Annotated in this window: 21 protein-coding genes and 1 riboswitch; of the genes, 13 read left to right on the forward strand and 8 right to left on the reverse strand. The window is 63.5% G+C overall.

Features of this window, described 5'->3' with window-relative positions:
* Positions 1–92 precede the first annotated feature (92 nt).
* A complete protein-coding gene (gene gshB / locus MOP87_RS01005; RefSeq protein ID WP_027914037.1) occupies positions 93–1,046 on the reverse strand; it encodes a glutathione synthase in 954 nt (317 codons plus the stop codon).
* 239 nt (positions 1,047–1,285) lie between these two features.
* On the opposite strand from gshB, the gene MOP87_RS01010 reads away from it, so the two are divergent.
* The 7 genes from MOP87_RS01010 (at position 1,286) to MOP87_RS01040 (ending at position 10,842) form a co-directional block, all read left to right on the forward strand.
* Positions 1,286–1,687: a response regulator gene (locus MOP87_RS01010; RefSeq protein ID WP_027914036.1), complete on the forward strand. Its 402-nt coding sequence runs from the start codon at positions 1,286–1,288 to the stop codon at positions 1,685–1,687.
* Positions 1,688–1,735: 48 nt separating this feature from the next.
* Positions 1,736–2,101: a twitching motility response regulator PilH gene (gene pilH, locus MOP87_RS01015; RefSeq protein WP_110606966.1), complete on the forward strand. Its 366-nt coding sequence runs from the start codon at positions 1,736–1,738 to the stop codon at positions 2,099–2,101.
* On the forward strand, positions 2,098–2,649 hold the full coding sequence (locus MOP87_RS01020; RefSeq protein ID WP_027914034.1) for a chemotaxis protein CheW: 552 nt from the start codon (positions 2,098–2,100) through the stop codon (positions 2,647–2,649). Before pilH ends, MOP87_RS01020 begins: the two co-directional genes overlap by 4 nt.
* A 48-nt stretch (positions 2,650–2,697) precedes the next feature.
* Complete coding sequence (locus tag MOP87_RS01025) at positions 2,698–4,722, forward strand: methyl-accepting chemotaxis protein (RefSeq protein ID WP_225806697.1); 2,025 nt, start codon at positions 2,698–2,700, stop codon at positions 4,720–4,722.
* 9 nt (positions 4,723–4,731) lie between these two features.
* Positions 4,732–9,681: an Hpt domain-containing protein gene (locus MOP87_RS01030; RefSeq protein ID WP_242810020.1), complete on the forward strand. Its 4,950-nt coding sequence runs from the start codon at positions 4,732–4,734 to the stop codon at positions 9,679–9,681.
* The gene (locus MOP87_RS01035; RefSeq protein ID WP_023532942.1) at positions 9,674–10,156 is read left to right on the forward strand and encodes a chemotaxis protein CheW; all 483 of its coding nucleotides are present in this window, start codon (positions 9,674–9,676) and stop codon (positions 10,154–10,156) included. Before MOP87_RS01030 ends, MOP87_RS01035 begins: the two co-directional genes overlap by 8 nt.
* Positions 10,157–10,224: 68 nt before the next feature.
* Complete coding sequence (locus MOP87_RS01040; RefSeq protein WP_027914031.1) at positions 10,225–10,842, forward strand: hemolysin III family protein; 618 nt, start codon at positions 10,225–10,227, stop codon at positions 10,840–10,842.
* Positions 10,843–10,883: 41 nt separating this feature from the next.
* Here MOP87_RS01040 and MOP87_RS01045 read toward each other — a convergent pair whose 3' ends face one another.
* Both MOP87_RS01045 and MOP87_RS01050 read right to left on the reverse strand, forming a co-directional pair.
* Entirely contained in the window at positions 10,884–11,603 is a 720-nt protein-coding gene (locus MOP87_RS01045; RefSeq protein ID WP_027914030.1) for a 16S rRNA (uracil(1498)-N(3))-methyltransferase, read from the reverse strand.
* 104 nt (positions 11,604–11,707) lie between these two features.
* Positions 11,708–13,114, reverse strand: a complete 1,407-nt coding sequence (locus tag MOP87_RS01050) for an adenosylmethionine--8-amino-7-oxononanoate transaminase (protein WP_027914029.1) — start codon at positions 13,112–13,114, stop codon at positions 11,708–11,710.
* A gap of 205 nt (positions 13,115–13,319) precedes the next feature.
* On the opposite strand from MOP87_RS01050, the gene MOP87_RS01055 reads away from it, so the two are divergent.
* The 3 genes from MOP87_RS01055 (at position 13,320) to MOP87_RS01065 (ending at position 16,631) form a co-directional block, all read left to right on the forward strand.
* Positions 13,320–15,221, forward strand: a complete 1,902-nt coding sequence (locus MOP87_RS01055) for a flavin monoamine oxidase family protein (RefSeq protein WP_242810021.1) — start codon at positions 13,320–13,322, stop codon at positions 15,219–15,221.
* Positions 15,222–15,466: 245 nt separating this feature from the next.
* Entirely contained in the window at positions 15,467–16,018 is a 552-nt protein-coding gene (locus tag MOP87_RS01060; protein ID WP_027914027.1) for a cytochrome b, read from the forward strand.
* Positions 16,019–16,052: 34 nt separating this feature from the next.
* A complete protein-coding gene (locus MOP87_RS01065) occupies positions 16,053–16,631 on the forward strand; it encodes a YceI family protein (RefSeq protein ID WP_145279391.1) in 579 nt (192 codons plus the stop codon).
* Positions 16,632–16,680: 49 nt separating this feature from the next.
* Here the strand turns inward: MOP87_RS01065 and MOP87_RS01070 are convergent, their stop codons facing one another.
* From MOP87_RS01070 to ahcY, 4 genes are all read right to left on the reverse strand, one after another.
* Complete coding sequence (locus MOP87_RS01070) at positions 16,681–18,561, reverse strand: DEAD/DEAH box helicase (RefSeq protein ID WP_242810022.1); 1,881 nt, start codon at positions 18,559–18,561, stop codon at positions 16,681–16,683.
* A 218-nt stretch (positions 18,562–18,779) separates the two neighbouring features.
* Positions 18,780–19,568 (reverse strand): transporter substrate-binding domain-containing protein, encoded by a 789-nt coding sequence (locus MOP87_RS01075; protein ID WP_027914024.1) that lies wholly within the window; start codon positions 19,566–19,568, stop codon positions 18,780–18,782.
* Positions 19,569–19,701: 133 nt separating this feature from the next.
* The gene (gene metF / locus MOP87_RS01080; RefSeq protein WP_027914023.1) at positions 19,702–20,547 is read right to left on the reverse strand and encodes a methylenetetrahydrofolate reductase [NAD(P)H]; all 846 of its coding nucleotides are present in this window, start codon (positions 20,545–20,547) and stop codon (positions 19,702–19,704) included.
* Positions 20,548–20,706: 159 nt separating this feature from the next.
* A complete protein-coding gene (ahcY, locus tag MOP87_RS01085) occupies positions 20,707–22,116 on the reverse strand; it encodes an adenosylhomocysteinase (protein ID WP_027914022.1) in 1,410 nt (469 codons plus the stop codon).
* Between the two features lie 20 nt (positions 22,117–22,136).
* A riboswitch (S-adenosyl-L-homocysteine riboswitch) is annotated at positions 22,137–22,233 on the reverse strand.
* A 178-nt stretch (positions 22,234–22,411) separates the two neighbouring features.
* Here ahcY and MOP87_RS01090 point away from each other — a divergent pair.
* Positions 22,412–22,813: a hotdog domain-containing protein gene (locus MOP87_RS01090; RefSeq protein ID WP_023533000.1), complete on the forward strand. Its 402-nt coding sequence runs from the start codon at positions 22,412–22,414 to the stop codon at positions 22,811–22,813.
* Between the two features lie 34 nt (positions 22,814–22,847).
* Here MOP87_RS01090 and MOP87_RS01095 read toward each other — a convergent pair whose 3' ends face one another.
* Positions 22,848–24,083, reverse strand: coding sequence for a sodium:proton antiporter (locus MOP87_RS01095; RefSeq protein WP_027914021.1), 1,236 nt, complete (start codon positions 24,081–24,083; stop codon positions 22,848–22,850).
* Positions 24,084–24,323: 240 nt separating this feature from the next.
* Here MOP87_RS01095 and MOP87_RS01100 point away from each other — a divergent pair, with 240 nt between their 5' ends.
* Together MOP87_RS01100 and MOP87_RS01105 are read left to right on the forward strand one after the other, a co-directional pair.
* Positions 24,324–25,157 (forward strand): DMT family transporter, encoded by an 834-nt coding sequence (locus MOP87_RS01100; protein ID WP_028687247.1) that lies wholly within the window; start codon positions 24,324–24,326, stop codon positions 25,155–25,157.
* 27 nt (positions 25,158–25,184) lie between these two features.
* The gene (locus MOP87_RS01105; RefSeq protein ID WP_023533046.1) at positions 25,185–25,571 is read left to right on the forward strand and encodes an MAPEG family protein; all 387 of its coding nucleotides are present in this window, start codon (positions 25,185–25,187) and stop codon (positions 25,569–25,571) included.
* Positions 25,572–25,592 lie beyond the last annotated feature (21 nt).

The raw sequence follows: 25,592 nt of genomic DNA on the forward strand, positions 1-25,592 counted from the left end.
GCAGAAGCACGGGGCGGCCGTGCCGGGCTTGCAGCCTGTCGCTTGCGGGTGAGCATGATACCCCACGCCAGCCCGTTACCGAATGTCCGTGGTCAACGCGCCTTGAGCTGGCGATCAATGGCATCCATCAGCTGGCCGCCGATGTCGGTGCCGTAGGCGGCGTCGATTTCGCGGATGCAGGTGGGGCTGGTCACGTTGATTTCGGTGAGGTAGTCGCCAATCACGTCCAGGCCGACGAACAGCAGGCCTTTCTCGCGCAGTGTCGGGCCCACCTGGGCCGCGATCCAGCGGTCGCGCTCGCTCAAGGGGCGTGCCTCGCCGCGACCACCGGCTGCCAGGTTGCCACGGGTTTCGCCGCTGGCCGGAATACGGGCCAGGCAGTAGTCGATCGGCTCGCCGTCGATCATCAGGATGCGTTTGTCACCGTCCTTGATCGCCGGCAGGTAGGCCTGGGCCATGATCTGTTGAGTGCCCAGCAAGGTCAGGGTTTCGAGGATCACCGACAGGTTTGGGTCGCCCGCCCGGTGACGGAAGATCGACGTGCCGCCCATGCCATCCAGGGGCTTGAGGATCACATCGCCATGCTCGGCGGCGAATGCGCGGATGATGTCCGGGCGGCGGCTGACCAGGGTAGGCGGGGTGCACTGCGGGAACAGCGTGGCGAACAGCTTTTCGTTGCAGTCACGCAGGCTCTGGGGGCGGTTGACCACCAGCACGCCTTCGCTTTCGGCCTGTTCGAGCAGGTAGGTGCTGTAGACGAATTCCAGGTCGAAAGGCGGGTCCTTGCGCATCAGGATCACGTCCAGTTCGGCCAGGGCGCTGTCCTGCTCCTCGCCCAGCTCGAACCAGCGGGCCGGGTCTGCGAACACCGTCAATGGGCGCATGCGCGCACGGGCCTTGCCTTCGCCTTGATACAGGTCGCGCTGCTCCATGTAGAACAGGCTCCAGCCGCGTGCCTGGGCAGCCAGCAGCATGGCCAGCGAACTGTCCTTCTTGTAGGAGATGGACGCAATAGGGTCCATGACAATGCCGAGGCGAACGCTCATGGGGTGGTTCCTCTTGGCGGCGTGGCCGCGATGGATCGAAAGAAAAGTGGCTCAGGGTGGCGCCGCCAACGCCGCCGGTCAAGGGGCGCGGCAGATGGAATGGCTACCCGGACTGTGCTAAAAATGCAGCTTCAAGCCTTTGGCTACACGCTTCAAGCGAAAAGCGGCCATGGGCCCATGGGGCTTTCCTGTCGCGTGCCGCTTGCACCATGCAGCTCAATTCCCCCGGGTAGGCGTCTATGGAACAACCCCTGAAAGTGATGGTGATCGACGATTCACGCACCATTCGCCGCACGGCGCAGATGCTGCTCAGTGAGGTGGGCTGCGAGGTCATCACTGCCAGCGATGGCTTCGATGCCCTGGCCAAGATCGTCGATCACAACCCGGCCGTGATCTTCGTCGATGTCTTGATGCCGCGTCTGGACGGCTACCAGACGTGCGCGGTGATCAAGCAGAACAGCACCTTCAAGGACGTCCCGGTGATTCTGTTGTCGTCGCGCGACGGTTTGTTCGACAAGGCCCGCGGGCGTGTGGTCGGTTCTGATCAGTTTCTGACTAAGCCGTTTACCAAGGAAGAACTGATCGAGGCAATACAGGCCCATGTGCCTGGGTTTGCCACAGCCCAACAAACAGCACCCTGACCGTGCCCTGCTCTGGCACGGTCTTACGAATCCTGATGGGGAACCAGTATGGCCCGCGTTCTGATTGTCGACGATTCGCCGACTGAAATGTATAAGTTGACCCACTGGCTGGAAAAGCACGGGCACGAGGTACTCAAGGCCAATAACGGCGCCGATGGCGTAGCCCTTGCCCGGCAAGAGAAGCCGGATGCAGTGCTCATGGACATCGTGATGCCAGGCATGAACGGCTTCCAGGCCACTCGCCAGCTCAGCAAGGACCCGGAGACCAAGGCCATTCCGGTCATTGTGGTGACCACCAAGGACCAGGAGACCGACCGCATCTGGGCGACGCGCCAGGGCGCACGTGACTTCCTGACCAAGCCCGTGGAAGAAGATGCGCTGGTGCGCAAGCTCCAAGAGGTGCTGGGGGCTTGACCACACGCCCGCAGGGGGCGTCGCTGACCGCCTTCGAACTGTTGCTGGATATCGATCGCCGCTGCCGGCTGCTGGTGGCCGACCAGCCAGCTTCGGGTGACAGGTTGCAGCAGTGGAGCGGCATCGGTTTTCGTGTAGCCGGGCAATGGTTCGTCGCCCCCATGGGCGAGGTGGCCGAAGTGCTGCGTGAGCCCCGCAGTAGCCGAGTACCCGGTGTACAACCCTGGGTATGCGGGGTGGCCAATCTGCGTGGCCGGCTACTGCCCGTGATGGACCTGGGCCGTTTCCTCGGCCTGGGCAGTGCCGTGCCAGGCAAGCAGCGCCGCGTCCTGGTGCTCGATCACGAGGCGCTTTTCGTTGGCCTGCTGGTGGACGAAGTGGTGGGCCTGCAGCACTTTGCTATCGACAGCCTGCAACCTGCGCTGCCAGTGACCGATGCTGCCGGGCCCTTCGTTCAGGGGCGCTTCGAACGCGACCACGACTACTGGGCGATCTTCAGCCCCTTTGCCCTGGCCCAGGCACCGGGCTTTCTCGATGTGGCGTTATAGGACCTTGCAAACGTGAACCAGCCTGCTCCCCCCGTCACCGCCACCACCGTGAGCCCCCGCACCCGCAGCATTGCGCAGATCACCGTGCTGTTCCTGATCCTGATCCTCTCGATCATTCTGCTGTTCGCCAATTTCGCCTACCTCAACACCCAGTCCAACTACGACAAGCAGTACATCGGCCATGCCGGCGAGCTGCGCGTGTTGTCGCAGCGCATTGCCAAGAACGCCACTGAAGCGGCTGCCGGCAAGGGTGTGGCCTTCAGGCTGCTGTCCGATGCGCGCAACGACTTCGAGCGTCGCTGGGGCTACCTGCGCGAAGGCGACAAGGCCACTGGCCTGCCCGCAGCGCCACCCTCGGTGCGCGAAGAAATGGAAGCGGTGCGCGATGACTGGGAGAGCCTGCGCAAGAGCACCGACACCATCCTGGCCAGCGAACAGACCGTGCTGTCCTTGCACCAGGTGGCGGCAACCCTGGCCGAAACCGTCCCGCAGTTGCAGGTCGAATACGAAAAAGTGGTCGAAATTCTGCTGCAAAGTGGCGCCCCGGCCAGCCAGGTCGCCGTGGCTCAGCGCCAACTGCTGTTGGCCGAACGTATCCTGGGGTCGGTCAATACCGTACTGGCCGGCGATGCGGCGGCGGCGCAGGCCGCCGATGCCTTCGGTCGTGATGCCGGCCGCTTCGGCCAGGTGCTCGAGGGCATGCTCAAGGGCGACGCTGGCATTGGCGTCACCCGTGTCGAGGACGCCGATGCCAGGGCGCGGCTGGCGGAAATCGCCGAGCTGTTCCAGTTCGTGGCCGGCTCGGTCGATGAAATTCTCGAAACCTCGCCGGAGCTGTTCCGGGTGCGGGAGGCGGCCGGCAGCATCTTCAGCCTGTCGCAGACCTTGCTCGAGGAAGCCTCGCACCTGGCCAACGGGTTCGAAAACCTGGCCAGCGGGCGCACGCTCGATACCGTTGGGGGGTATGCACTGGGCTTGTTGGCGCTGGCCTCGATCATCCTCATCGGCCTGGTCATGGTGCGTACCACCAACCGTCAGTTGCGTGAGACCGCCGAAAAGAACGAACGCAACCAGCAGGCGATCATGCGCCTGCTCGATGAAATCGAAGAGTTGGCAGATGGCGACCTGACGGTGACCGTGTCGGTGACCGAAGACTTCACCGGCGCCATTGCCGACTCCATCAACTATTCCGTCGACCAATTACGAGACCTGGTCGCCACCATCAACCACAGCGCGGTGCAGGTCGCCTCGGCGGTGCAGGATACGCAGAACACGGCCCGCCAGTTGGCCAAGGCATCCGAGCAACAGGCCGAGCAGATCAGCGAGGCCTCCGAGGCAGTCGGGGACATGGTCGAGTCGATCGACCGTGTTTCGGCCCATGCCTACGAGTCGGCCAAGGTCGCCGAGCGGTCCGTGGCCATTGCCAACAAAGGCAATGAGGTGGTGCACAACACCATCGACGGCATGAACAACATTCGCGAGCAGATCCAGGACACCGCCAAGCGCATCAAGCGCCTGGGCGAATCGTCCCAGGAGATCGGCGATATCGTGAGCCTGATCGACGACATTGCCGACCAGACCAATATCCTGGCCTTGAACGCCGCGATCCAGGCCTCGCTGGCCGGTGAGGCAGGGCGGGGGTTCGCCGTGGTCGCGGACGAGGTCCAGCGCCTGGCCGAGCGCTCGTCCTCTGCCACGCGGCAGATCGAAGCCCTGGTGCGGACCATTCAGGCCGACACCAACGAAGCGGTCATTTCCATGGAACAGACCACGGCCGAAGTCGTGCGCGGCGCCAGGCTGGCGCAGGACGCCGGCGTGGCGCTGGCTGAGATCGAAGGGGTTTCGCAGAACCTTGCCGACCTTATCCACAGCATTTCCGATGCGGCCCAATTGCAGACGTCCTCGGCGGGCCAGATCTCACACACCATGGCCGTCATCCAGCAGATCACCGCCCAGACGTCCGCAGGTTCCAGCGCCACCGCCGACAGCATTCGTCACCTGGCGCGCATGGCCAGCGAGATGCGCCGCTCGGTCTCCGGATTCACCCTGCCGGCACCTGCCGAGCCCCATTGAGAAATGCCCATGTCCACGCCCATGCCCGGCCCCATTGCTGGCCCCGCCCGCCACGATACCGTGGGCCTGGCCTGGACCAAGGCTGCCCTGCTCGATTGCCTGGGGCAGGGGCGCCAGGCGCTGGAACGCTTTGCTGGCGAGCCTGAAGACCTGTCGCTACTCACCTTCGTGGCGGACAACCTGCACCAGGTGCACGGTTGCCTGGTGATGCTGGAGTTGCCTGGGGCAACGCGCCTTGCCCAGGAGCTGGAGATGCTCGTGACCGACCTGGCCAACGGTAAGGTCACCCCGCGAGGCGACTGCCTGGGCGCGTTGTTCAAGGGCCTGGAGCTGTTGCCTTCCTACCTGGAACGTCTGCGCGGTGCACGCCATGACTTGCCACTGGTGATGTTGCCGCTCCTGAACCAGCTACGTGCCTGCCGGGGCGCGGAACCGGTGGTTCATGGCCGCCTGCTCGGCAATGCAGGCCAGCGTCTGGCAGGTGCCCAGGACCTGGCGAACCTTGACGTGTCATTGGGCAACTGGCGCGAGCAGTTGCAGGCTGGGGAGGGCCGCGACGCGCTAAGGTCGGTAGTGGCGGCATTGTGTGACGACCTCATGCGCATCAAGGACCGCCTGGACCAGTTCGTGCGCAGCGACCGGCAGCACAATGAACAACTGGAGGTGTTGCTCGCGCCCCTGCGCCACGTGGCCGATACCCTGGCCGTGCTGGGTTTCCAGCAGCCGCGTCGGGTCATCATCGATCAAGTGATGACGCTGCAAGGGCTGGCCGAGGGCGATCGGGCCGTGGATGACGCGGTGCTGATGGATGTGGCGGGGGCCTTGTTGTACGTGGAAGCCACGCTCAACGGCATGGTCGGACCACTCGAAGAAGGGGGGGAGCCAGGCCTGCCGGGCGCCGATGTCGCCGAGATTCGCCTGGTCGTGCTGCGAGAGTCGCTGAACGTGTTGCAGCAGGCCAAGGACCTGATGGGCGATTGCCTGGAGTCGGGCTGGCCCCGTCAGCACCTGCAGGCCTTGCCAGGCTTGCTCCAGCAGGTGCGCGGCGCCCTGGCCATGCTGATGTTGCCGGCCGCTGCCGAGGTGTTCGCGCGCTGCACGGTGTTTGTCCAGGGCTGGGTACAACAGGCGCAGGCCGACCCCTCGTCCGAGGAACTGACGCTGCTGGCCGAAGCCTTGAGCGCTGGCGAATGCTATCTGCAATGGCGCGTGGCCGACCCGCTGGCCGACGCTCAGCGCTTCATCGTCATGGCTCGCGAGCGCCTGGGGGCGTTGGGCGTGCACTGTTCCACCGTTGAAGAGCATGCCGATCTGGAAGAGGCGGATGGCCTTCAGGACGAATTGCGTGGCGTATTCATCGAAGAAGCCCAAGCATTGCTTCAGGACATTGAGCGGCACTGGTTGACTTGGCGTGCCGACCACCAGCAGCACAACGCGCTGATCGAAGTGCATAGGGCATTGCATACGCTCAAGGGCGCAGGCCGCCTGGTGCATGCCCAGGCGTTGGCAGAGCTGGCCTGGGCCGCCGAGCACTTGCTCAACCGTGTGCTTGCCGGGCGCAACGTGCTTGGTGCGGACGGGCAGATGGCGCTTGAGCAAGCGTTCGCGCAACTGCCCGAGGTGCTCGCCGACTTCGCCGCGGGGCACCTGCCGCATGTGAGCGCCGTACAGCAACTGGTGGGCCACCTGCATGCCCTTGCCGAGCGCGACCTGCCAGCCGCGGCCAGCGCGCAGGGGCTCGACCCGCAGTTACTGGACATCTTCCGTGGCGAGGCCCAAGGCCACCTGGCCAGCCTCGACGGGTTCCTGGCAAATGCCCAGCACGGCGTCCCTGTAGACGACGCCCTGCAGCGGGCCTTGCACACCCTCAAGGGCAGTGCGGCCATGGCCGGAGTTGTGCCCATCGCCGAACTTGCCACCGTGTTCGACCGACTGGTGCGCGAGTACAAGGCGCACGACCTGCTGCTCGATGAAACAGAGCTGCACTGGCTCAAGTCCGCCGCCTCGATGTTCGGGCAGGGCCTGGCGCAGTTATCCACCACCCCGTTCGAGCCACTGCCTGGTGCGGCCCAATTGATCGAGCAGGTCGAGTTGGCCATCGATACGCGCATCGCCGCCCTGGGCGGCGATGCGCATGCCTCGACCGGCAACGCCCGCGACCCGCAACAGGTCGCAGCTTTCCTGTCGCAAGCCATGGATCGTTTGCTGGACGCCGAGTCGTTGCTGGCCGACTGGCAGCGGCGCCCGGCTCAACGGGCGGCCTTGGAGACACTGCTCGATGACATGACCGAGCTTGCCCATGCCGCCCATTCGGCCGATCTGTGGCAGGTCGATGAGGTGTGCGAAGCCTTGCTGGACCTGTACGGTGCAGTGGAGGAGGGCAGCCTGCCTGCCGATGCGCAGTTCTTCACCCATGCCCAGCACGCCCACGAGGCGCTGCTGGACATGCTCGACGAGCTGGCTGCCGGCCAGGACGTAGTCCCGCGTACGCCGCTGGTGGCTCGCCTGCGCGAACTTCAGGGGCAAGGGCTGGCACCCGATGCCACCGGGCGCGTGGGCCTCGACAGCGTCACACCGCTGCACCCGGACATGGACGTGCAACTGATCGACACGCCAGCCCCAGACCTGGCCCTCGACCCCGCGCCAGTGCCGCCGTCACAAGCTCCGGAAAGCGCCGGGGAAGAGCTGATGGAGGTTTTCCTCGAAGAAAGCTCGGACATCGTCGAGAGCGCCGCTGCAGCGCTGGCGCGATGGCAGGCCGACCCGCGCAGCACGGTGGAGGTGGACAACCTGATGCGCGACCTGCACACCCTCAAAGGGGTGGCACGCATGGTCGAAATCGGCCCCATCGGTGACCTGGCCCATGAACTGGAATTTTTGTACGAGTTGCTCGCGGCAGGGCGCCTGCCACCGAGCGGGGCCCTGTTCTCGCTGTTGCAGAACTGCCACGACCGCCTGGCGCACATGCTCGATGCGGTGCGCCTGGGGCAACCGCTGCACGCCGCCACGGCGCTGATCGATTACATCCGCAACTTCAGCAGCGCAGGCCTGACCGACAGCGCGGCCGGCACCAGCCCGGTCGAAACTGCCGCCAGCGAAGGTCCGGCAGTAACCCCCGAGCGAGTGCCGGGGGACATGGTCAAGGTCGATGCCGAATTGCTGGACGACCTGGGCAACCTGGCCGGTGAGCACTCGATCATCCGTGGACGCATCGAGCAGCAGGTCAATGACGCCCAGTTCACCCTCAACGAAATGGAAACCACGCTCGAGCGCATGCGTGACCAGCTGCTGCGCCTGGATATCGAAACTCAGGGGCGGATCTCCAGCCGCCAGCAGCTGGAGGGCGATGTCTATGAAGACTTCGACCCACTGGAAATGGACCGCCACTCCCAGCTGCAGCAGTTGTCGCGGGCGCTGTTCGAGTCGGCCTCGGACCTGCTGGACCTGAAGGAAACCATGGCCCAGCGCGCCCAGGAAGCCTACGGCCTGCTCCAGCAGCAGGCGCGGGTCAACAGCCAGTTGCAGGAGGGCCTGACGGCAACGTTGATGGTGCCTTTCGAACGCCTGGTGCCACGCTTGCAGCGCGTGGTGCGGCAGGTGGCGAGCGAGCTGGGCAAGCAGGTCGAGCTGGTGGTGGGCAACGCCGAGGGCGAGCTGGACCGCAGTGTGCTGGAACGCATGGTGGCGCCGCTTGAACACATGTTGCGCAATGCCGTCGACCATGGCCTGGAAAGCCGCGAAGCCCGATTGGCTGCGGGTAAGCCTGAGCAGGGCACGATCCACCTGAACCTGCTGCACGAGGGGGCGGACATCGTCATCGAGATGACCGACGATGGCGCCGGCGTACCCCTACAAGCCGTCCGACTCAAGGCGATCAAGCGCGGCCTGCTCGACCCGCAGGCACAGCTGAGCGACCACGAGATACTGCAGTTCATCCTCAGGCCGGGCTTTTCCACGGCCGAAAAGATCACGCAGATCTCAGGGCGAGGCCTGGGCATGGACGTGGTCCACGAGGAGGTCAAGCAGTTGGGCGGCTCGATGACCATCGAGTCGGCCCAGGGCAAAGGGGCGCGTTTTCAGATTCGCCTGCCGTTCACGGTGTCGATCAACCGCGCGCTGATGGTGCACCTGGGCGACGAGCAGTACGCCATCCCGCTCAACACCATCGAAGGCATCGTGAGGGTACCGCCCGCTGAGCTGGCAGGTTGCTACGAGCAGGAGCCGCCGCGCTACACCTACGCAGGCCATCAGTACCAGCTGCGCTACCTGGGCGAGCTGGTGCAGGGCGCGCCGCGTCCTACGCTGCTGGGCCAGAGCGTGCCGCTGCCCTTGTTGCTGGTGCATTCACAGGAGCAGTCGTTCGCCGTTCAGGTCGACAGCCTGTCGCCCAGCCGGGAGATCGTGGTCAAAAGCCTGGGCCCGCAGTTTGCGGCCGTTGCCGGCCTGTCGGGTGCAACGCTGCTGGGGGATGGGCGCGTCGTGTTGATTCTCGACCTGTTGGGGCAATTGCGTGGCCAGCAACGGCGGCTTGCTCGTTTGCCTGGAGGCACGCCGCGTGGGTTGCTGCCGGCAGCGACCCCGGACCGCACCTTGCTGGTGATGGTGGTAGACGATTCGGTCACGGTGCGCAAGGTCACCAGCCGCCTGCTTGAGCGCCATGGCATGAGCGTGATCACCGCCAAGGACGGGGTGGATGCCATGGCGGTGCTGGAAGGGCACCGGCCCGATGTGTTGCTGCTGGATATCGAAATGCCGCGCATGGACGGTTTCGAAGTGGCGACCCGCATTCGCCAGGACGCCCGCCTCAAGGCGCTGCCCATCATCATGATCACCTCGCGTACGGGGCACAAGCACCGCGACCGAGCCATGGCCATCGGGGTCAACGAATACCTCGGCAAGCCTTATCAGGAGTCGGTCTTGCTGCACAGCATCCTCCGGTGGAGCCAGTCCCATGCTTGAACTGATAGCCGGGCAGCGCAGCAGCCTTACCGGGCTGTTGCTGCCATTGGGCGACCGTACGTTGGTGCTGCCCAATGTGGCCGTAGCCGAACTCAGTGGGCTGCGCAATGTAGCGTGTCAGCGCGGTGACCTGCCCTGGCACCTGGGCTGGGTCGACTGGCGCCAGCAGCGCTTGCCCCTGATCGGCTTCGAAGCGGCCTGTGACAGCCATACGCCCTGTGGAGAACGGGCCCGTGTGGTGGTGCTCAACGCACTGGGCGACACGGGGTTGCGTTACCTGGCCTTGTTGCTGCAAGACATACCGCGCTCGTGCAAGCTCGACAGCCAGCTCAACTACGTTGACGTGGCGTTGGCACCCCTTGAGTTGGCCGCTGTCCAGGTAGGGGATCAGGTGGCGCGCGTGCCTGACCTGGTCGGGCTCGAGCGCCTGGTCAGGGACGCACAGCGCAGCGGCAGGCTGCAAACGCCGGGTTAGAGCGTGCCGCCGGTACGCGTCGAGTGTCGCGGCTGAAACTAGCTGGGTTTCGAAAGGTCTTTAAATGCATGTATTACGGTGAACGCTTCAATGCCTGGACCCACTTGGTGGGTGCGTTGCTGGCAGGCCTCGGTGCCCTCTGGCTGATCATCGGCGCCATCTTGCAGGGGGACCCCTGGAAGATCGTCAGTTTCTCCATCTACGGTGGCACGCTGCTGTTGCTGTACAGCATTTCCACGCTGTATCACAGCACGCGAGGGCGGGCGAAGGTGATCATGCGCAAGCTCGATCACCTCTCCATCTACCTGCTGATCGCTGGCAGCTACACGCCCTTCTGCCTGATCAGCCTGCGCGGGCCCTGGGGCTGGAGCCTGTTCGGCATCGTCTGGGGGCTGGCCGTACTGGGCATGTTGCAGGAAATCAAGCCCCGCTCCGAAGCACGCGTCTTGTCCATCGTGATCTACGCCGTGATGGGCTGGATCGTGCTGGTCGCGGTCAACCCGTTGCTGGAGGCGCTGGGTACGGCCGGTTTTGCCTGGTTGGCCGCAGGGGGCGTGTTCTACACCGTGGGCATCATATTTTTCGCATTCGACCGGCGCTTTCGCCACTGGCATGGCATCTGGCACCTGTTCGTGATTGCCGGCAGCCTGATGCATTTCGTGGCAGTGTCGCACTACGTGCGCTGATGAACCCAGCCTGTGAGCAGCCTCTGCTCCCCTGAGAAGGCTTAGAAATCGCCCCAGAGCTGTTGCGCCACCGAAAGGGCTACCACCGGCGCAGTTTCAGTGCGCAATACCCGCGGGCCAAGGCGCGCTGCATGAAAGCCCGCTGCCTTGGCCTGCTCGACCTCGGGTTCGCTCAAGCCGCCTTCGGGACCGATCAGAAAAGCCAGGCTTGCCGGTCTGGCATGGCTGACCAGCGGTTCGGCCACCGGGTGCAACACCAGCTTGAGCTGCGCCTGGGTTGCGGCCAGCCACTCAGTCAAGGTGATGGGTGGGTGGATGATCGGCAGGCTGGAGCGGCCACACTGTTCGCAGGCGCTGATCGCCACTTGCCGCCAGTGGGCCAGGCGTTTGTCGGCACGCTCGTCCTTCAGGCGCACCTCGCACCGCTCGCTGACGATCGGGGTGATTTCATTGGCGCCCAGCTCAGTGGCTTTCTGGATGGCCCAGTCCATACGCTCGCCCCGCGACAGCCCTTGACCCAGGTGCACCTGCAGGGGGGAATCGGCCTGGCCAGCGAATGCCTGGTCCAGGCTCACACGCACGGCCTTCTTGCCCACCTCCAGCAACTGCCCACGGTATTCCTGGCCGCTGCCGTCGAACAGCTGCACGGGGTCACCCGCCGCCATGCGCAATACGCGGCCGATGTAGTGGGCCTGTGCCTCGGGCAGGTCGTGTTCCCCAAGGCTCAGGGTAGCGTCGATGAAAAAGCGGGACAGTCTCATGGGTAAGCTCTGAAAAGGTAAGGACAACCGGAAGGCCCGCGCTGGCATGACGCATGCGCAGCGCAGGTTCCGGCGCGGTCGAAGGCCTGGCCTTCGCCCCGTAATCAGCCCGGATCGCGAAAATCCGGGTGGAAGGTGCTGGGCACCGTCACGCAGGTGCTGTCGCGGGTGGCGATGTCGATGCCTTCGCTGGCCACTTCGGCCAGGAAGTCGATCTGTTCGGGCGTGATGATATACGGTGGCAGGAAATACACCACACTGCCCAGCGGACGCAGCAGCGCGCCACGGGTCAGGGCATGCTCGAACACTTTAAGGCCGCGTCGCGCCTGCCAGGGGTAGGGCACTTTGCCGGCTTTGTCCTGGACCATTTCGATGGCCAGGACCATGCCGGTCTGGCGAATCTCGGCCACGTGGGCATGGTCGGCCAGATGCGCGGTGGCGGTGGCCATGCGCGTGGCCAGCGCCTTGTTGGCCTCGATCACGTTGTCCTGCTCGAAGATGTCGAGGGTGGCCAATGCGGCCGCGCACGCCAGTGGGTTACCCGTGTAGCTGTGCGAATGCAGGAACGCGCGCAAGGTGCGGTAGTCGTCATAGAACGCCTGGTACACCTTGTCGGTGGTCAGGCAGGCGGCCAGGGGCAGATACCCCCCGGTCAGGGCCTTGGACAGGCACAGGAAGTCCGGGCGAATACCTGCCTGCTCGCAGGCGAACATCGTGCCCGTACGACCGAAGCCAACCGCGATCTCGTCATGGATCAGGTGCACGTCGTAGCGATCGCAGGCTTCGCGCAAAAGCTTGAGATAGACCGGATGGTACATGCGCATGCCACCGGCGCCCTGGATCAACGGCTCGATGATGACCGCGCTGATCGAGGCATGATGCTCGGCCAAGGTCTGCTCCATGACTTGGAACAGGGTGCGCGAATGCGCCTCCCAACTGACGCCCTCCGGACGCAGGTAGCAATCGGGGCTTGGGACTTTCAGGGTGTCGAGCAGCAACGCCTTGTAGGTTTCGGTGAACAGCGGGACATCACCGACGGACATGGCCGCGATGGTTTCACCGTGATAGCTGTTGGTCAGGGTGACGAACCGCTTCTTGTCCGGCTTGCCGACGTTCTGCCAGTAGTGGAAGCTCATCTTCAGCGCCACTTCGATGCACGAGGAGCCATTGTCGGCGTAGAACACCCGGTCGAGCCCAGTCGGTGTCATGGCCACCAGGCGTTCGGACAGCTCGATCACAGGCTGGTGGCTAAAGCCTGCCAGAATCACGTGCTCAAGCTGGTCGACCTGCTCCTTGATGCGCTGATTGATACGCGGGTTGGCATGGCCGAACACGTTGACCCACCAGCTGCTCACGGCATCCAGGTAGCGCCGGCCCTCGAAATCCTCGAGCCACACGCCTTCCCCGCGCTTGATCGGTATCAGCGGCAGTTGCTCGTGGTCTTTCATCTGGGTGCAGGGGTGCCAGAGGACCTTGAGGTCGCGCTGCATCCACTGATCATTGAGGCCCATGAGCATTTCTCCTGGCTTGGCGGCGTGGGGGCGTAAGCCTAAGCAATGGCACGGGTGAGAACAACCCGCCAGAAAATGTCATTTAGCCAGACCACTTGATGTCACTACGCTGGCAGCCCTGGCAGCGGTGACGTATTCTAGCGCCTCTCTCGGGGCATCCCGCCTCTCTCTGTTTTCTGCAACCTTTGACTCGGAGTTCGCCAACATGGCTGCTGCTTGGGTGCGCCTGTGCGCGTTGGTATTGATTGGTGTTTCCAGCGGTGCCGCGCTGGCGAGTGACAAGATGCCCACGGCAATCGTCGTGGGTGGCGGCATGGCAGGCCTGACCGCAGCTTATGAGCTGCAGAACAAGGGCTGGCAGGTGACCTTGCTCGAAGCCAAGGCAGGCATGGGCGGCCGCTCGGGCCTGGCCACCAGCGAATGGATCGGCAATACCAAGGCGCAGCCTGTACTCAACCAGTACGTTGATCGCTTCAAGCTCGACACGCTGCCAGCGCCGGAATTCGTGCGCACCCCTGGCTACCTGATCGATGGCGAGTATTTCAGCGCCGCAGACCTGGCCCTCAAGCAGCCGGCCACGGCCGAAGCCCTCAAGCGCTACGAGAAAACCCTGGACGACCTGGCCCGTTCGATCGACGATCCGCTCAACCCCCAGGCGACCAGCACCCTGTTCGCCCTGGACCAGATCAACGTGTCCTCCTGGCTGGACAAGTTGCAGCTGCCTGCCACCGCCCGTCAGCTGGTCAACCAGCAGATCCGCAGCCGCTACGACGAGCCATCGCGCTTGTCGCTGTTGTATTTCGCTCAGCAGAACCGCGTCTACCGTGACGTGAGCGACCGTGATCTGCGTGCAGCGCGGCTTCCTGGCGGCAGCCCGGTGTTGGCGCAGGCATTCGTCAAGCAACTGAAGACCATCAAGACCGACTCGCCGGTAAGTGCAATCGTTCAGGACAAGGATGGCGTCACCGTGAAAGTCGGCAGCGTGGGTTATCGCGCCGATTACCTGGTGATGGCCGTGCCCCTGCGCGCACTGGCCAAGATCCAGATGACACCTGGCCTGGATAACCAGCATGTGGCGGCGCTCAAGGGCACCAACTACGGCTGGCGCGACCAGGTCATGCTCAAGTTCAAGAAACCGGTGTGGGAAAGCCGGGCGCGCATGTCGGGCGAGATCTTCAGCAATACCGGCCTGGGCATGTTGTGGATCGAGCCGGCCCTCAAGGGCGGTGCCAATGTGGTGATCAACCTTTCCGGCGACAACGCCCGCCTGCTGCAGGCCTTTGGCGACAAGCAAATGGTCGACCAGGTGCTCATTCGCCTGCACACCTTCTACCCTCAGGCCCGCGGCGCCTTCACCGGCTATGAAGTCAAGCGCTACAGCGCCGATGCCGGCACTGGGGGTGCCTACCTGGCCTATGGACCTGGCCAGATCAGCAAGTACTGGCGTCTTTGGGAGCGCCCGGTGCAACGCATCGCGTTTGCCGGTGAGCACACCGATGCCCTGTACCCAGGCACGCTTGAAGGCGCACTGCGTAGCGGTCAACGGGCTGCCGGCCAAGTGCAGGACCTGCTGGCCGGCAAGTCGTTCGACCCAGTCAAGGCCGTGCCGGCTGCCGCGACAGCCGCAGCAGGTGCGGCAGCGGCCAAGAGCAAGGGCAATTTCTTCACCAACCTCTTCGGCGGCGCGTCCAACAAAGACAAGGCAGGCGACCAAGCGCCGGCCAAGCCTGAGGCCCAATCGGCCGACGCGACGGGTCAGAAGAAGCCAGGCTTCTTCGCTCGCCTGTTCGGTGCCAAGGAAACCCCAGCGCCAGAGCCTCAACCGGCGGCAAAGGCAATTGACGCAGCCCCTGTAGCACCCCCCGTCGCGCAGCCTGCAGCGCAAGCGCCACAGCAGGCACCGGCCAGCCCGGCGCCCGCCGTCAAGGCAGCACCCACCAAGGCGGCAGCCACCAAGGCCGCCCCGGTCAAGCAGGCGCCGGCCCACAAGCCAGCGGCCAAATCGGCCCACAAGCCAGCTCACAAGCCTGCCGACAGCAAAAAAGCGGCTACCAAGCCGGCGCCAGCCAAGAAGCCTTTGACCGATAGCCAGGCCAAAGCGAGCTGATACCGCCGGCCTGCCCGGTACCGCCCCGGCGGCGCCTAACCGCAGGGCTCAGCCACTCGACTGAGCCCTGTGCCATGCGCATTGATCGAAGCGCTCGCTGCCTGATATCGGCGTTAACGTTTCCTTAATAGCCTTCTATGAAAATTGCTATCGGATTTGTCGATAATCCAAAGCAAGTTTTTCCGCTTTTATTCGATACGTTTGACGCTAGTCTTTGCATAGCTTTCACGGGGAAGAACGCCAACATGCAAGTGCGCAATTCATCTTCACGTTACGGCGCTGTCAGCATTCTCATGCACTGGGGCGTGGCGCTGACCGTCTTCAGTCTTTTCGGCCTCGGATTGTGGATGGTCGGGCTCGACTACTATGACCCATGGCGCAAGGCCGGCCCAGACCTGCATAAAAGCATTGGTCTGATGCTGCTGGCGGTGATGCTGTTGCGCGTGCTGTGGCGTTTTGTGAGCCCGCCGCCGCCGGCACTTGCCAGTTATGGCCCGCTCACCCGATTGGGTGCCAAGCTGGGGCATCTGGCCCTGTACCTGGGGTTGTTCGCCGTGATGATTGCCGGTTACCTGATTTCCACCGCCGACGGCGTGGGGATCCCGGTGTTTGGCCTGTTCGAGGTGCCTGCCCTGGTCAGCAATCTGCCAGACCAGGCGGATCTGGCCGGTGTCATCCACCTGTGGCTGGCGTGGGGGGTGGTGGTTTTTGCGGGGTTGCATGCCCTGGCCGCACTCAAGCACCATTTCATCGACCGTGACGCGACCCTCATGCGTATGCTGGGCCGCAAAGCTTGACGCTCAACCTCAATCGCAAAGGAAGGAAGTAACGATGTTGAAAAAGACTTTTGCCGCTCTGGCGCTCGGTACTGCTCTGTTCTCCGCTGGCCAGGCCATGGCAGCCGAGTACAAGATCGACAAGGAAGGCCAGCACGCTTTCGTGGACTGGAAGATCAGCCACCTGGGCTACAGCTTCATTCACGGTACGTTCAAGGATTTCGACGGTAACTTCACGTGGGACAGTGCCAAGCCTGAAGCCAGCAAGATCAGTGTCGACCTGAAAACCGCCAGCCTGTGGTCGAACCACGCCGAGCGTGACAAGCACATTGCCAGCCCCGACTTCCTGGACGTTAAGAAGTATCCGGATGCCAAGTTCGTGTCCACCAGCGTCAAGTCCACCGGTGACAAGACCGCTGACGTCATGGGTGACCTGACCCTGCACGGCGTGACCAAGCCGGTGACTTTCAAGGCCACCTTCAACGGTGAAGGCAAGGACCCATGGGGCGGTGAGCGCGCTGGCTTCAATGCCACCACCACCTTGAACCTGAATGACTTCGGCATCGAAGGCCCCGGCCCAACCTCGCAGACGCTGGATCTGGATATCAGTGTCGAAGGCGTGAAGCAGAAGTAATACGTGTCAGCCGAATGAAAAACGGGGCCGCAAGCGGCCCCGTTTTCGTTTACGACCCCTTGCGGGTCAGCAGTGCCGGGCGTTCGCCCCGCGGACGGCTTGGCAGATCGTCCAGTTGCTCGGGGGTCGGATAACGGTCCAGCTTGGATTCCTTGCGGATGATCACAGGCTGATGCTGTGGCTGGCGCGTGTTGCCTACGGCCGGTTCCTGGCGGGCAGCTGCGTCACGCGGTGGGCGACCACCACGCGCGCCGCCGTCACGACGAGCAGTGCCGCCATTATTGGCACGAGGCGGGCGTTTCTCACCACCGCCAGTACGGGGTTGACCGTTGTTGCGGCCTTGACCACCGGCATTGGTACGCGGCGTACCTCCTTGCGGTTGACTACCATTACCGGCTGGGCGACGGTTGCGGCCTTGGCCCTTGCCATTCTGGTACGGGCTCACGTAGTCAGCCCGGTTACCGAAGTTATCCACATCGTCATCCAGAAACTCTTCCGGATCGCGGTTGGGCTGCATGGCCGGAGGGGTCGCGTTGCTGGCCTGTTGCTGACGAGGCTTCTTGTCACGTGGCTTGCGCGGCTGTTGCTGCCTGTCGCCGGACTTTTCCTTGTCAGCGGGTTTGTCCGCAGCCTGCTGGCGGGTTTTGCCCTTGTCCTTGCCCTTATCCTTGCGGCCACCGTTGGCGTCCTTGCTGCCCTCGCCGCGGGCCTGCTGACTACGACCGCCACGGCCATTGGGCTGCTGGCATTCGCGTACTTCAGGCTTCTCGGCCTCGACCTGGCTGGCATCGAAGCCCATCAGGTCGCCGTCAGCGATCTTCTGACGGGTCACGCGCTCGATACTCTTGAGCAGTTTCTCCTCGTCAGGTGCCACCAGGGAAATGGCCTCGCCAGAGCGACCGGCGCGGCCAGTACGGCCAATGCGGTGCACGTAATCTTCTTCGACGTTGGGCAGCTCGAAGTTGACGACGTGGGGCAGTTGGTCGATGTCCAGGCCACGGGCGGCGATGTCGGTGGCGACCAGCACGCGAATGTTGTTGGCCTTGAAGTCAGCCAAGGCCTTGGTGCGTGCGTTCTGGCTCTTGTTGCCATGGATGGCTGCGGCAGTCAGGCCGTGCTTTTCCAGGTACTCGGCCAGGCGGTTGGCGCCATGCTTGGTACGGGTGAAGACCAGTACCTGCTCCCACGCACCCAGGGTGATCAAGTGCGCCAGCAGGGCACGCTTGTGGCTGGCCGGCAGGCGGTAGACACGCTGCTCGATGCGCTCGACGGTGGTGTTTGGCGGGGTGACCTCGATGCGCTCCGGGTTGTGCAGGAGCTTGTCGGCAAGGTCAGTGATGTCCTTGGAGAACGTGGCCGAGAACAACAGGTTCTGGCGTTTGGCAGGCAGGCGGGCCAGCACTTTCTTGACGTCGTGGATGAAGCCCATGTCGAGCATGCGGTCAGCTTCATCCAATACCAGAATTTCTACATGGGCCAGGTCGACCTTGCCTTGACCGGCCAGATCGAGCAGGCGACCAGGGCAGGCAACCAGGACGTCGACGCCCTTGGCAATGGCCTGCACTTGCGGGTTCATGCCGACGCCGCCGAAGACGCACGCACTGACCAGCGGCAGGTCGCGGGCATACAGCTTGAAGCTGTCGTGCACCTGGGCCGCGAGTTCGCGGGTAGGGGTCAGTACCAGGACCCGTGGCTGACGTGGGCCATGGCGCTGGGATTTGTCCGGGTGACCTGCCGGGAACAGACGTTCGAGAATCGGCAGGGCGAAACCGCCGGTCTTACCGGTACCGGTCTGTGCGGCGACCATCAGGTCGCGGCCTTGCAACACGGCGGGAACTGCCCGCTGTTGCACGGGGGTCGGCTGGGTATAGCCCGCGGCTTCAATGGCGCGGACAAGAGCCTCGGAGAGACCGAGGGAAGCAAAGGACATGGGCAATCCTGTTCTCGTGTGGGCTGGGCCCGTAGGGATGTTCTGCCTGGCGCGACGGGCATCGGCAAGATGCGATCGCGTCCGGTCCAGCTGGGCTTTCACTGCACATCCGGGAAACGGAGGGCTGACGCCAGAGTGCGTCGATGCCGATCGGGATGCCTGTTGCGAGGCCGAGCGTCCGGGCGTGAGCCGGGCGGGAAGGCCCGAGTATAACAGAGCTAGCGCGCTGTGCTGCTTTCCTGCTGCTCAACGGCGTTCGCAAGGTTCTCAGGGTCGTGTGTGTAGTGGTCCATGATGGCCGCGTAGGCCGGTTCCTGCTTGAATCGCCGCAGTTCCTCGGCAAAGGCCTGGGCCAGTACCTCACGCCCAGGCTTGCGGGCCAGGCCCAGGTACTGGGGCTGGCGACTGACGACAAGCGGCAAGGCTTCGATCTGCTGCTCCAGACCCATGAGCCGGATGACATGCAGGCCGACCCTGCGGTCGGTAATCGCAAGGTCTATGCGCCCCAGCGCCAGCTTGCCAAAGTTCGCTTCATGGGTCGGCGCCGCTTCGCGCTTGAAGAAGGTAGCCTCATTGAACGCCGCACTGTAGTTGTAGCCTGGCGAGGTGCCCACGGTCAGGCCGGCCAGCGCATCCAGGCTCGATACCTCATGGCGGCGAGCCTTGGTCTGGAACAGGATCAACTCGGCCGTGGACATGGGTTCCGGGACATACAGCAAATAAGGGTGGCGGGACTCGACCTGGAAGACATCCATGATGCCGTCGGCCTGGCCCTGCTCGATCATTGCCAGGCACCGCTTGAAGGGCATGAACTGCCATTGGACCTCGTACCCAAGACGACGCAATACCTCGGTCGTGACCTCGTAGTCGATGCCACGCGGCTGGCCGTTTTGCTGATAGACATAGGGTGCCCAGTCATCGCTTACCAGGCGCAAGCGCTCGCCCAGCGCGAACGGGCTGAGGCAAAAAAGCAGCAGGATCCAGATCAGACGGGCGGAGATTGGCATGCCCGGAGATTACGCGCTCGGCCAGGTCAAGACCAGTGCCGGATTGGGCGAGGCAGGGCGCCGCAGGTGGGGCCTGCGACACGTGCGTATGAACCAGGCGCCGGTCAGCTACCAGCACGTGGTCCATCGGGCTTCAACGAGACGGCTGGAGGTTGTTCCAGATCGCCATGCTCGGTTCTGCCTGGTTCAAGGTGTAGAAGTGCAGGCTCGGTGCACCGCCTTGCAGCAGCTCCTCGCACATGCGGGTTATGACTTCTTCACCGAAGGCCTGGATGCTGGCCGTATCGTCCGCATAGGCTTCGAGCTGTTTGCGAATCCAGCGTGGAATTTCGGCGCCGCAAGCGTCGGAGAAACGCGCCAGCTTGCTGTAGTTGGTGATCGGCATGATGCCGGGCACCACGGGGATGTCCACGCCCAGCTTCTGGGCTCGCTCGACGAAGTAGAAGTAGCTGTCGGCGTTGAAGAAGTACTGGGTGATGGCGCTGTCGGCACCGGCCTTGACCTTGTGCGCGAAATTGGCCAGATCGGCTTCGAAGTTGCGTGCCTGTGGATGCATCTCGGGGTAGGCGGCGACTTCGAGGTGGAAATGGTCACCCGTTTCCTGACGGATGAACTCGACCAGGTCACTGGCATAACGCAGCTCGCCACTGGCCATGCCCATGCCCGAAGGCAGGTCACCGCGCAGTGCGACGATACGCTTGATGCCGACTTGCTTGTACTCGGCCAGCAGCGCGCGCAACTCGGCCTTGGTATCGCCTACGCACGAGAGGTGGGGCGCAGCCGGCACCTGCACTTGGCTTTCCAGCTGCAATACCGTGTTGAGCGTGCGGTCGCGGGTGGAACCGCCGGCGCCGTAGGTGCAGGAGAAGAAGTCAGGGTTGCAGGCGGCCAACTGGCGCGCCACGCCCATCAGCTTTTCATGACCTGCGTCGGTTTTGGTCGGGAAGAACTCGAAACTGTAACGGCGTTCTTGTGACATCACTCGTTCCTCTAACAGCAAGCCCAAAGCTGCAAGCTGCAAGTAGAAGCCAGGTCGGTGATGGCCGACCTGGCCTGGCATCGTTCACGTTTCTTTCAGGCGTGCACTTCAAGCGGCAATGCCACAGTCTGGCACTGCCTGGCGCTTGAAGCGTACCGATCAGTAACGGTAGGCGTCTGGCTTGAACGGGCCTTCAACGGTTACGCCGATGTAGTCGGCCTGCTGCTTGGTCAACTGGGTGACCACGCCGCCGAAACCGCGGACCATTTCCAGGGCCACTTCTTCGTCGAGCTTCTTGGGCAGCACTTCGACCGTCAGGCGCTCGGCTTTCTTCTCGGCCGACAGGTCGGCGTACTTCTGCTCGAACAGGAAGATCTGTGCCAGGACCTGGTTGGCGAAGGAGCCATCCATGATGCGGCTTGGGTGGCCAGTGGCATTGCCCAGGTTGACCAGGCGGCCTTCGGCCAGCAGGATCAGGTAGTCGTCGTTCTGAGGATCGAAGCTGCCGGCGCCGGTACGGTGGATCTTGTGCACCTGCGGCTTGACCTCTTCCCATGCCCAGTTCTTGCGCATGAAGGCCGTGTCGATTTCGTTGTCGAAGTGACCGATGTTGCAGACAACGGCACGCTTTTTCAGGGCCTTGAGCATGTTGGCGTCGCAGACGTTCACGTTACCGGTGGTGGTGACGATCAGGTCGATCTTGCCCAGCAGCGCCTTGTCGACACTGGCTTCGGTGCCATCGTTCAGGCCATCGAGGAAGGGCGATACCACTTCGAAACCGTCCATGCACGCCTGCATCGCGCAGATGGGGTCGACTTCGGTGACCTTGACGATCATGCCTTCCTGACGCAGCGACTGAGCCGAGCCCTTGCCCACGTCACCGTAGCCGATCACCAGGGCCTGCTTGCCCGACAGGAGGTGGTCGGTACCGCGCTTGATGGCATCGTTCAGGCTGTGACGGCAGCCGTACTTGTTGTCGTTCTTGCTCTTGGTGACCGAGTCGTTGACGTTGATGGCCGGAACCTTCAGCTCGCCTTTGGCCAGCATGTCCAGCAGGCGGTGCACGCCGGTGGTGGTTTCTTCGGTCACGCCGTGGACGCGCTCGAGCACCTGTGGGTACTTCTTGTGCAGCAGTTCGGTAAGGTCGCCACCGTCGTCCAGGACCATGTTGGCGTCCCAGGGCTGGCCGTCCTTGAGGATGGTCTGTTCCAGGCACCATTCGTATTCCTGCTCGGTTTCACCCTTCCAGGCGAAGACCGGGATACCGGCGGCTGCGATGGAGGCGGCGGCCTGGTCCTGGGTGGAGAAGATGTTGCACGACGACCAGCGCACTTCGGCACCCAGGGCGACCAGGGTTTCGATCAGCACGGCAGTCTGGATGGTCATGTGGATGCAGCCCAGGATTTTGGCACCCTTGAGCGGTTGCTCGGCCTGGTACTTGCGGCGCAGGCCCATCAGCGCAGGCATTTCCGATTCGGCGATGATGGTTTCGCGACGGCCCCAGGCGGCCAGGGAGATGTCGGCAACTTTGAAATCGGTAAAACCAGCAGGCATGTTTGCAGCGCTCATCAGAGCCTCCATTCGTAGTGTGCGAATGGGCGCCGTTGTGCGTTGAGCGTCCGCGGGAGCGGACAACGCCCCATCCGAGCCTGACAGGTCGAGCCTGCTGCAGCGCCCCTCGGACAGGTGGCGGGCATGGCGCCGCTGTGGACGGCCATGTAAAACGGCCACGATTATAGCCGGGTGCGGCACCATCCCCAAGGTTTTCTGTCGATTAATCGAGACGATAGTCGATGTTGGGTGGAGCGGCGCTGGCCGCTCTGCCATCATCGTTTTACGCAAGCCAGGATGCTCAGGAGTCCCGATGAACTTCCACACCCGCAAATGGGTTAAACCCGAAGACCTCAACCCCAACGGCACGCTGTTCGGTGGCAGCCTGCTGCGCTGGATCGACGAGGAAGCGGCCATCTATGCCATCGTGCAGCTGGGCAACCAGCGCGTGGTGACCAAGTACATGTCCGAAATCAATTTCGTCAGTGCCTCGCGCAAGGGCGACATCATCGAACTGGGCATCACCGCCACCGAGTTCGGCCGCACCTCGATCACGCTGCGCTGCGAAGTGCGCAACAAGATCACGCGCAAGAGCATCCTGACCGTCGAACGCATGGTCTTCGTGAACCTGGGCGAGGACGGGCTGCCTGCGCCCCACGGGCGTACCGAAATCAAGTACGTGCAGGACCAGTTCCCCGACTCCGCCGTGGAGTGACGGTCTGGGGCTGCAGGGTGCAGCCCCGCTTCTTTCAGGGTTGTACGCTGACCCTGCGTACCACCTTGCCGATGCTCAGGCCCTGCACCAGGATCGAGGACAGCACCACGATGTAGGTGATCGACAGCAGCAGGTCACGCTCTTCACCCAAAGGCAACGACAGCGCCAGGGCTACCGATACTCCACCACGCAGGCCACCCCAGGTCAGCACCCGCACCGTGCCCTTGGGCACCGGGCGCCAACGCCGCAGCAACACGATGGCCGGCGCCACGGTCAGCAGGCGCGAGAGCAGCACGGCCAGCGCCAATACACTGCCGGCGGCCATGTGCAGCCAGTTGAAAGGCAGCAACAGCAGCTCCAGGCCGATCAACGCGAACAGCAGCGCGTTGAGCATATCGTCGATCAACTCCCAGAAACCGTCCATGTAGCGACGGGTCATGTCGTTCATCGCCAGGTTGCGCCCCAGGTTGCCGATGATCAGGCCCGCCACCACCATCGCGATAGGGGCCGAGACGTGCAACTCATAGCACATCGCCGAGCCACCGATCACCAGCGCCAGGGTCAGCATGACCTCGACTTGGTATTGCTCCACACTCTTGATCATGCGGTAGGTGGCGTAGCCGATCACACCGCCAAACAGCACGCCACCGATGGCCTCGCGAACGAACAGCAGCGCCGTGTCGGCGATGCTCGGGGTTTCACCGAGCTGGATGATGCCCAGCAGCACGGTGAAGACCACAACGGCAGTACCGTCGTTGAACAGCGACTCGCCGACGATGGTGGTCTTCAGGGGTTTAGGAGCATTGGCCGTACGCAGGGCGCCCAACACCGCAATCGGGTCGGTCGGCGAGATGAGCGCGCCGAACAGCAGGCAGTAGATCAGCGGCACCTGCCAGCCGAACATCGCGAACACCCAGTGCGACAGGTAGCCGATGACCACGGTGGCGATCAGCACGCCCACGGTCGCCAGCAGGCCGATGGGCCAGCGGTAGCTGCGCAGGTCGGACAAGTTCACGTGCAAGGCACCGGCGAACAGCAGGAACGCCAGCATCCAGTGCATCAGCAGGTCATTGAAGTCGATCTGGTTCATCAGCGCTTCGACGCGGGCTTCCAGGCCAGGAAAGCCGATCAGGCTCAATGCCTGAAGCATGAGCGAGAACAGCAAGGCCGTGACCATCACGCCGATCGCAGGTGGCAGGCCGATGAATCGGTAGTTCACATAGGTGAGAAGGGTGGTAAGGCAGATAAACGCGGCAACTAATTCAAGCATCCCGATTCCTGTAACAGTGGCTTCCAAGTCGTCACCCGAATGACTCGGGCAGCTCTTTGATGACCTGACGAGGGGTTCGGGGCACAGGGTTTGACCGATTTTGCATTAATCGCTCCCATTAGCGCCCTGCCAAAGGCGGTGGGCGGGCTGTAACAGGGGGGCGAGGCCGCTTCGTGATTGACGCGCTCACCTGGCCAGGGCTTATAGTCTGCGTCCGGTAACCCCTTGAGGACCCACCGCGTGTTGGCCACGTCTCTGGTGCTGATCGCTGCCTTGCTTCATGCGACCTGGAACACCCTGATCAAATTCAGCGGCGAGCGCCTGCTGGTCATTGCCAGCATGGACACGGTGGCCCTGGCCCTGGTGATGCCTGCGGTGGCTTTCGTGGACATCCCGCCTGCCGGTATCTGGCCCTGGTTGCTGGCTTCGGCGTTTGCCGAGCAGCTGTACCGCTGGCTGCTGATCAAGGCGTACCGCGTGGGTGACCTGGGCCTGGTCTACCCGCTGATGCGTGGGCTGTCGCCTCTGGTCGTACTGGCGCTGACCCTGGCGTTTGCCGGAGAACCCCTGAGCCAGCAGCAGATCATCGGCATTCTGCTGATTCCCTGTGGCATGGCCTGCCTGTTGTGGCAGGGCGGTGGCGGAGACCGGCTGCCGTGGTCGATGTTGCCGGTGGTGGCCCTGATCGGGCTGTGCATCGGGTGCTATACCTGGTTCGACGGTCAGGCCGTGCGCGAATGGGGCAAGCCATGGGACTACTTGGTGTGGCTGACGCTGCTCAGTGCCTGGCAATTCCCCGCGCTGGCCGCAGTGGCGCGACGGGCACCGTTCGTGCTGTTCTGGAAAACCCAGTGGCGGCTGGGCCTTGCCGTCGGCCTGTGCGTGCTGTTCAGTTATGCCCTGGTGCTCTGGGCGATGCACCTGGGGTCGGTGGCCGAGGCAGCGGCGCTGCGCGAGCTGAGCGTGATCCTTGTGGTGTTGCTGGGGATGCGCTACCTCAAAGAACCTTTCGGCGGGCCAAGACTCCTAGCTTGCGGGCTGGTACTGGCAGGTATGCTGGTAATGAAGCTCTGACCGACTGACAAATGAGGAACCCCGTCCATGACCGTTGCCCTGTGGTGCATCCTGATCGCGCTGATCCTGCCGCCGCTCTGTGCGCTGATCGCCAAGCTGGCGAGCGGCCGGTTCGGCTTGAAGCACAACCATGACCCGCGCGCCTTCCTCGATACCCTGTCGGGGCTGCCGCGCCGCGCGCACTCAGCCCAGCAGAACGGTTACGAAGCCTTTCCGGCATTCGCCGCCGCTGTGCTGGTGGCAGACATCGTCGGCAACGCCGAACAGGTGACCCAGGATGTGCTGGGTGTGATGTACATCACCAGTCGGCTGCTCTACATCATCTGCTACCTCGCCGACTGGGCGGCACTGCGCTCGCTGGTCTGGTTCGCTGGCCTTGCAATCATCGTGGCGTTCTTCGTGGTCTCGGCCTGACCGCATCGCCCGGTGCCGAGG

This window comes from Pseudomonas sp. I3-I5 (assembly GCF_022699445.1).
Classification (GTDB): Bacteria; Pseudomonadota; Gammaproteobacteria; order Pseudomonadales; family Pseudomonadaceae; genus Aquipseudomonas; species Aquipseudomonas fulva.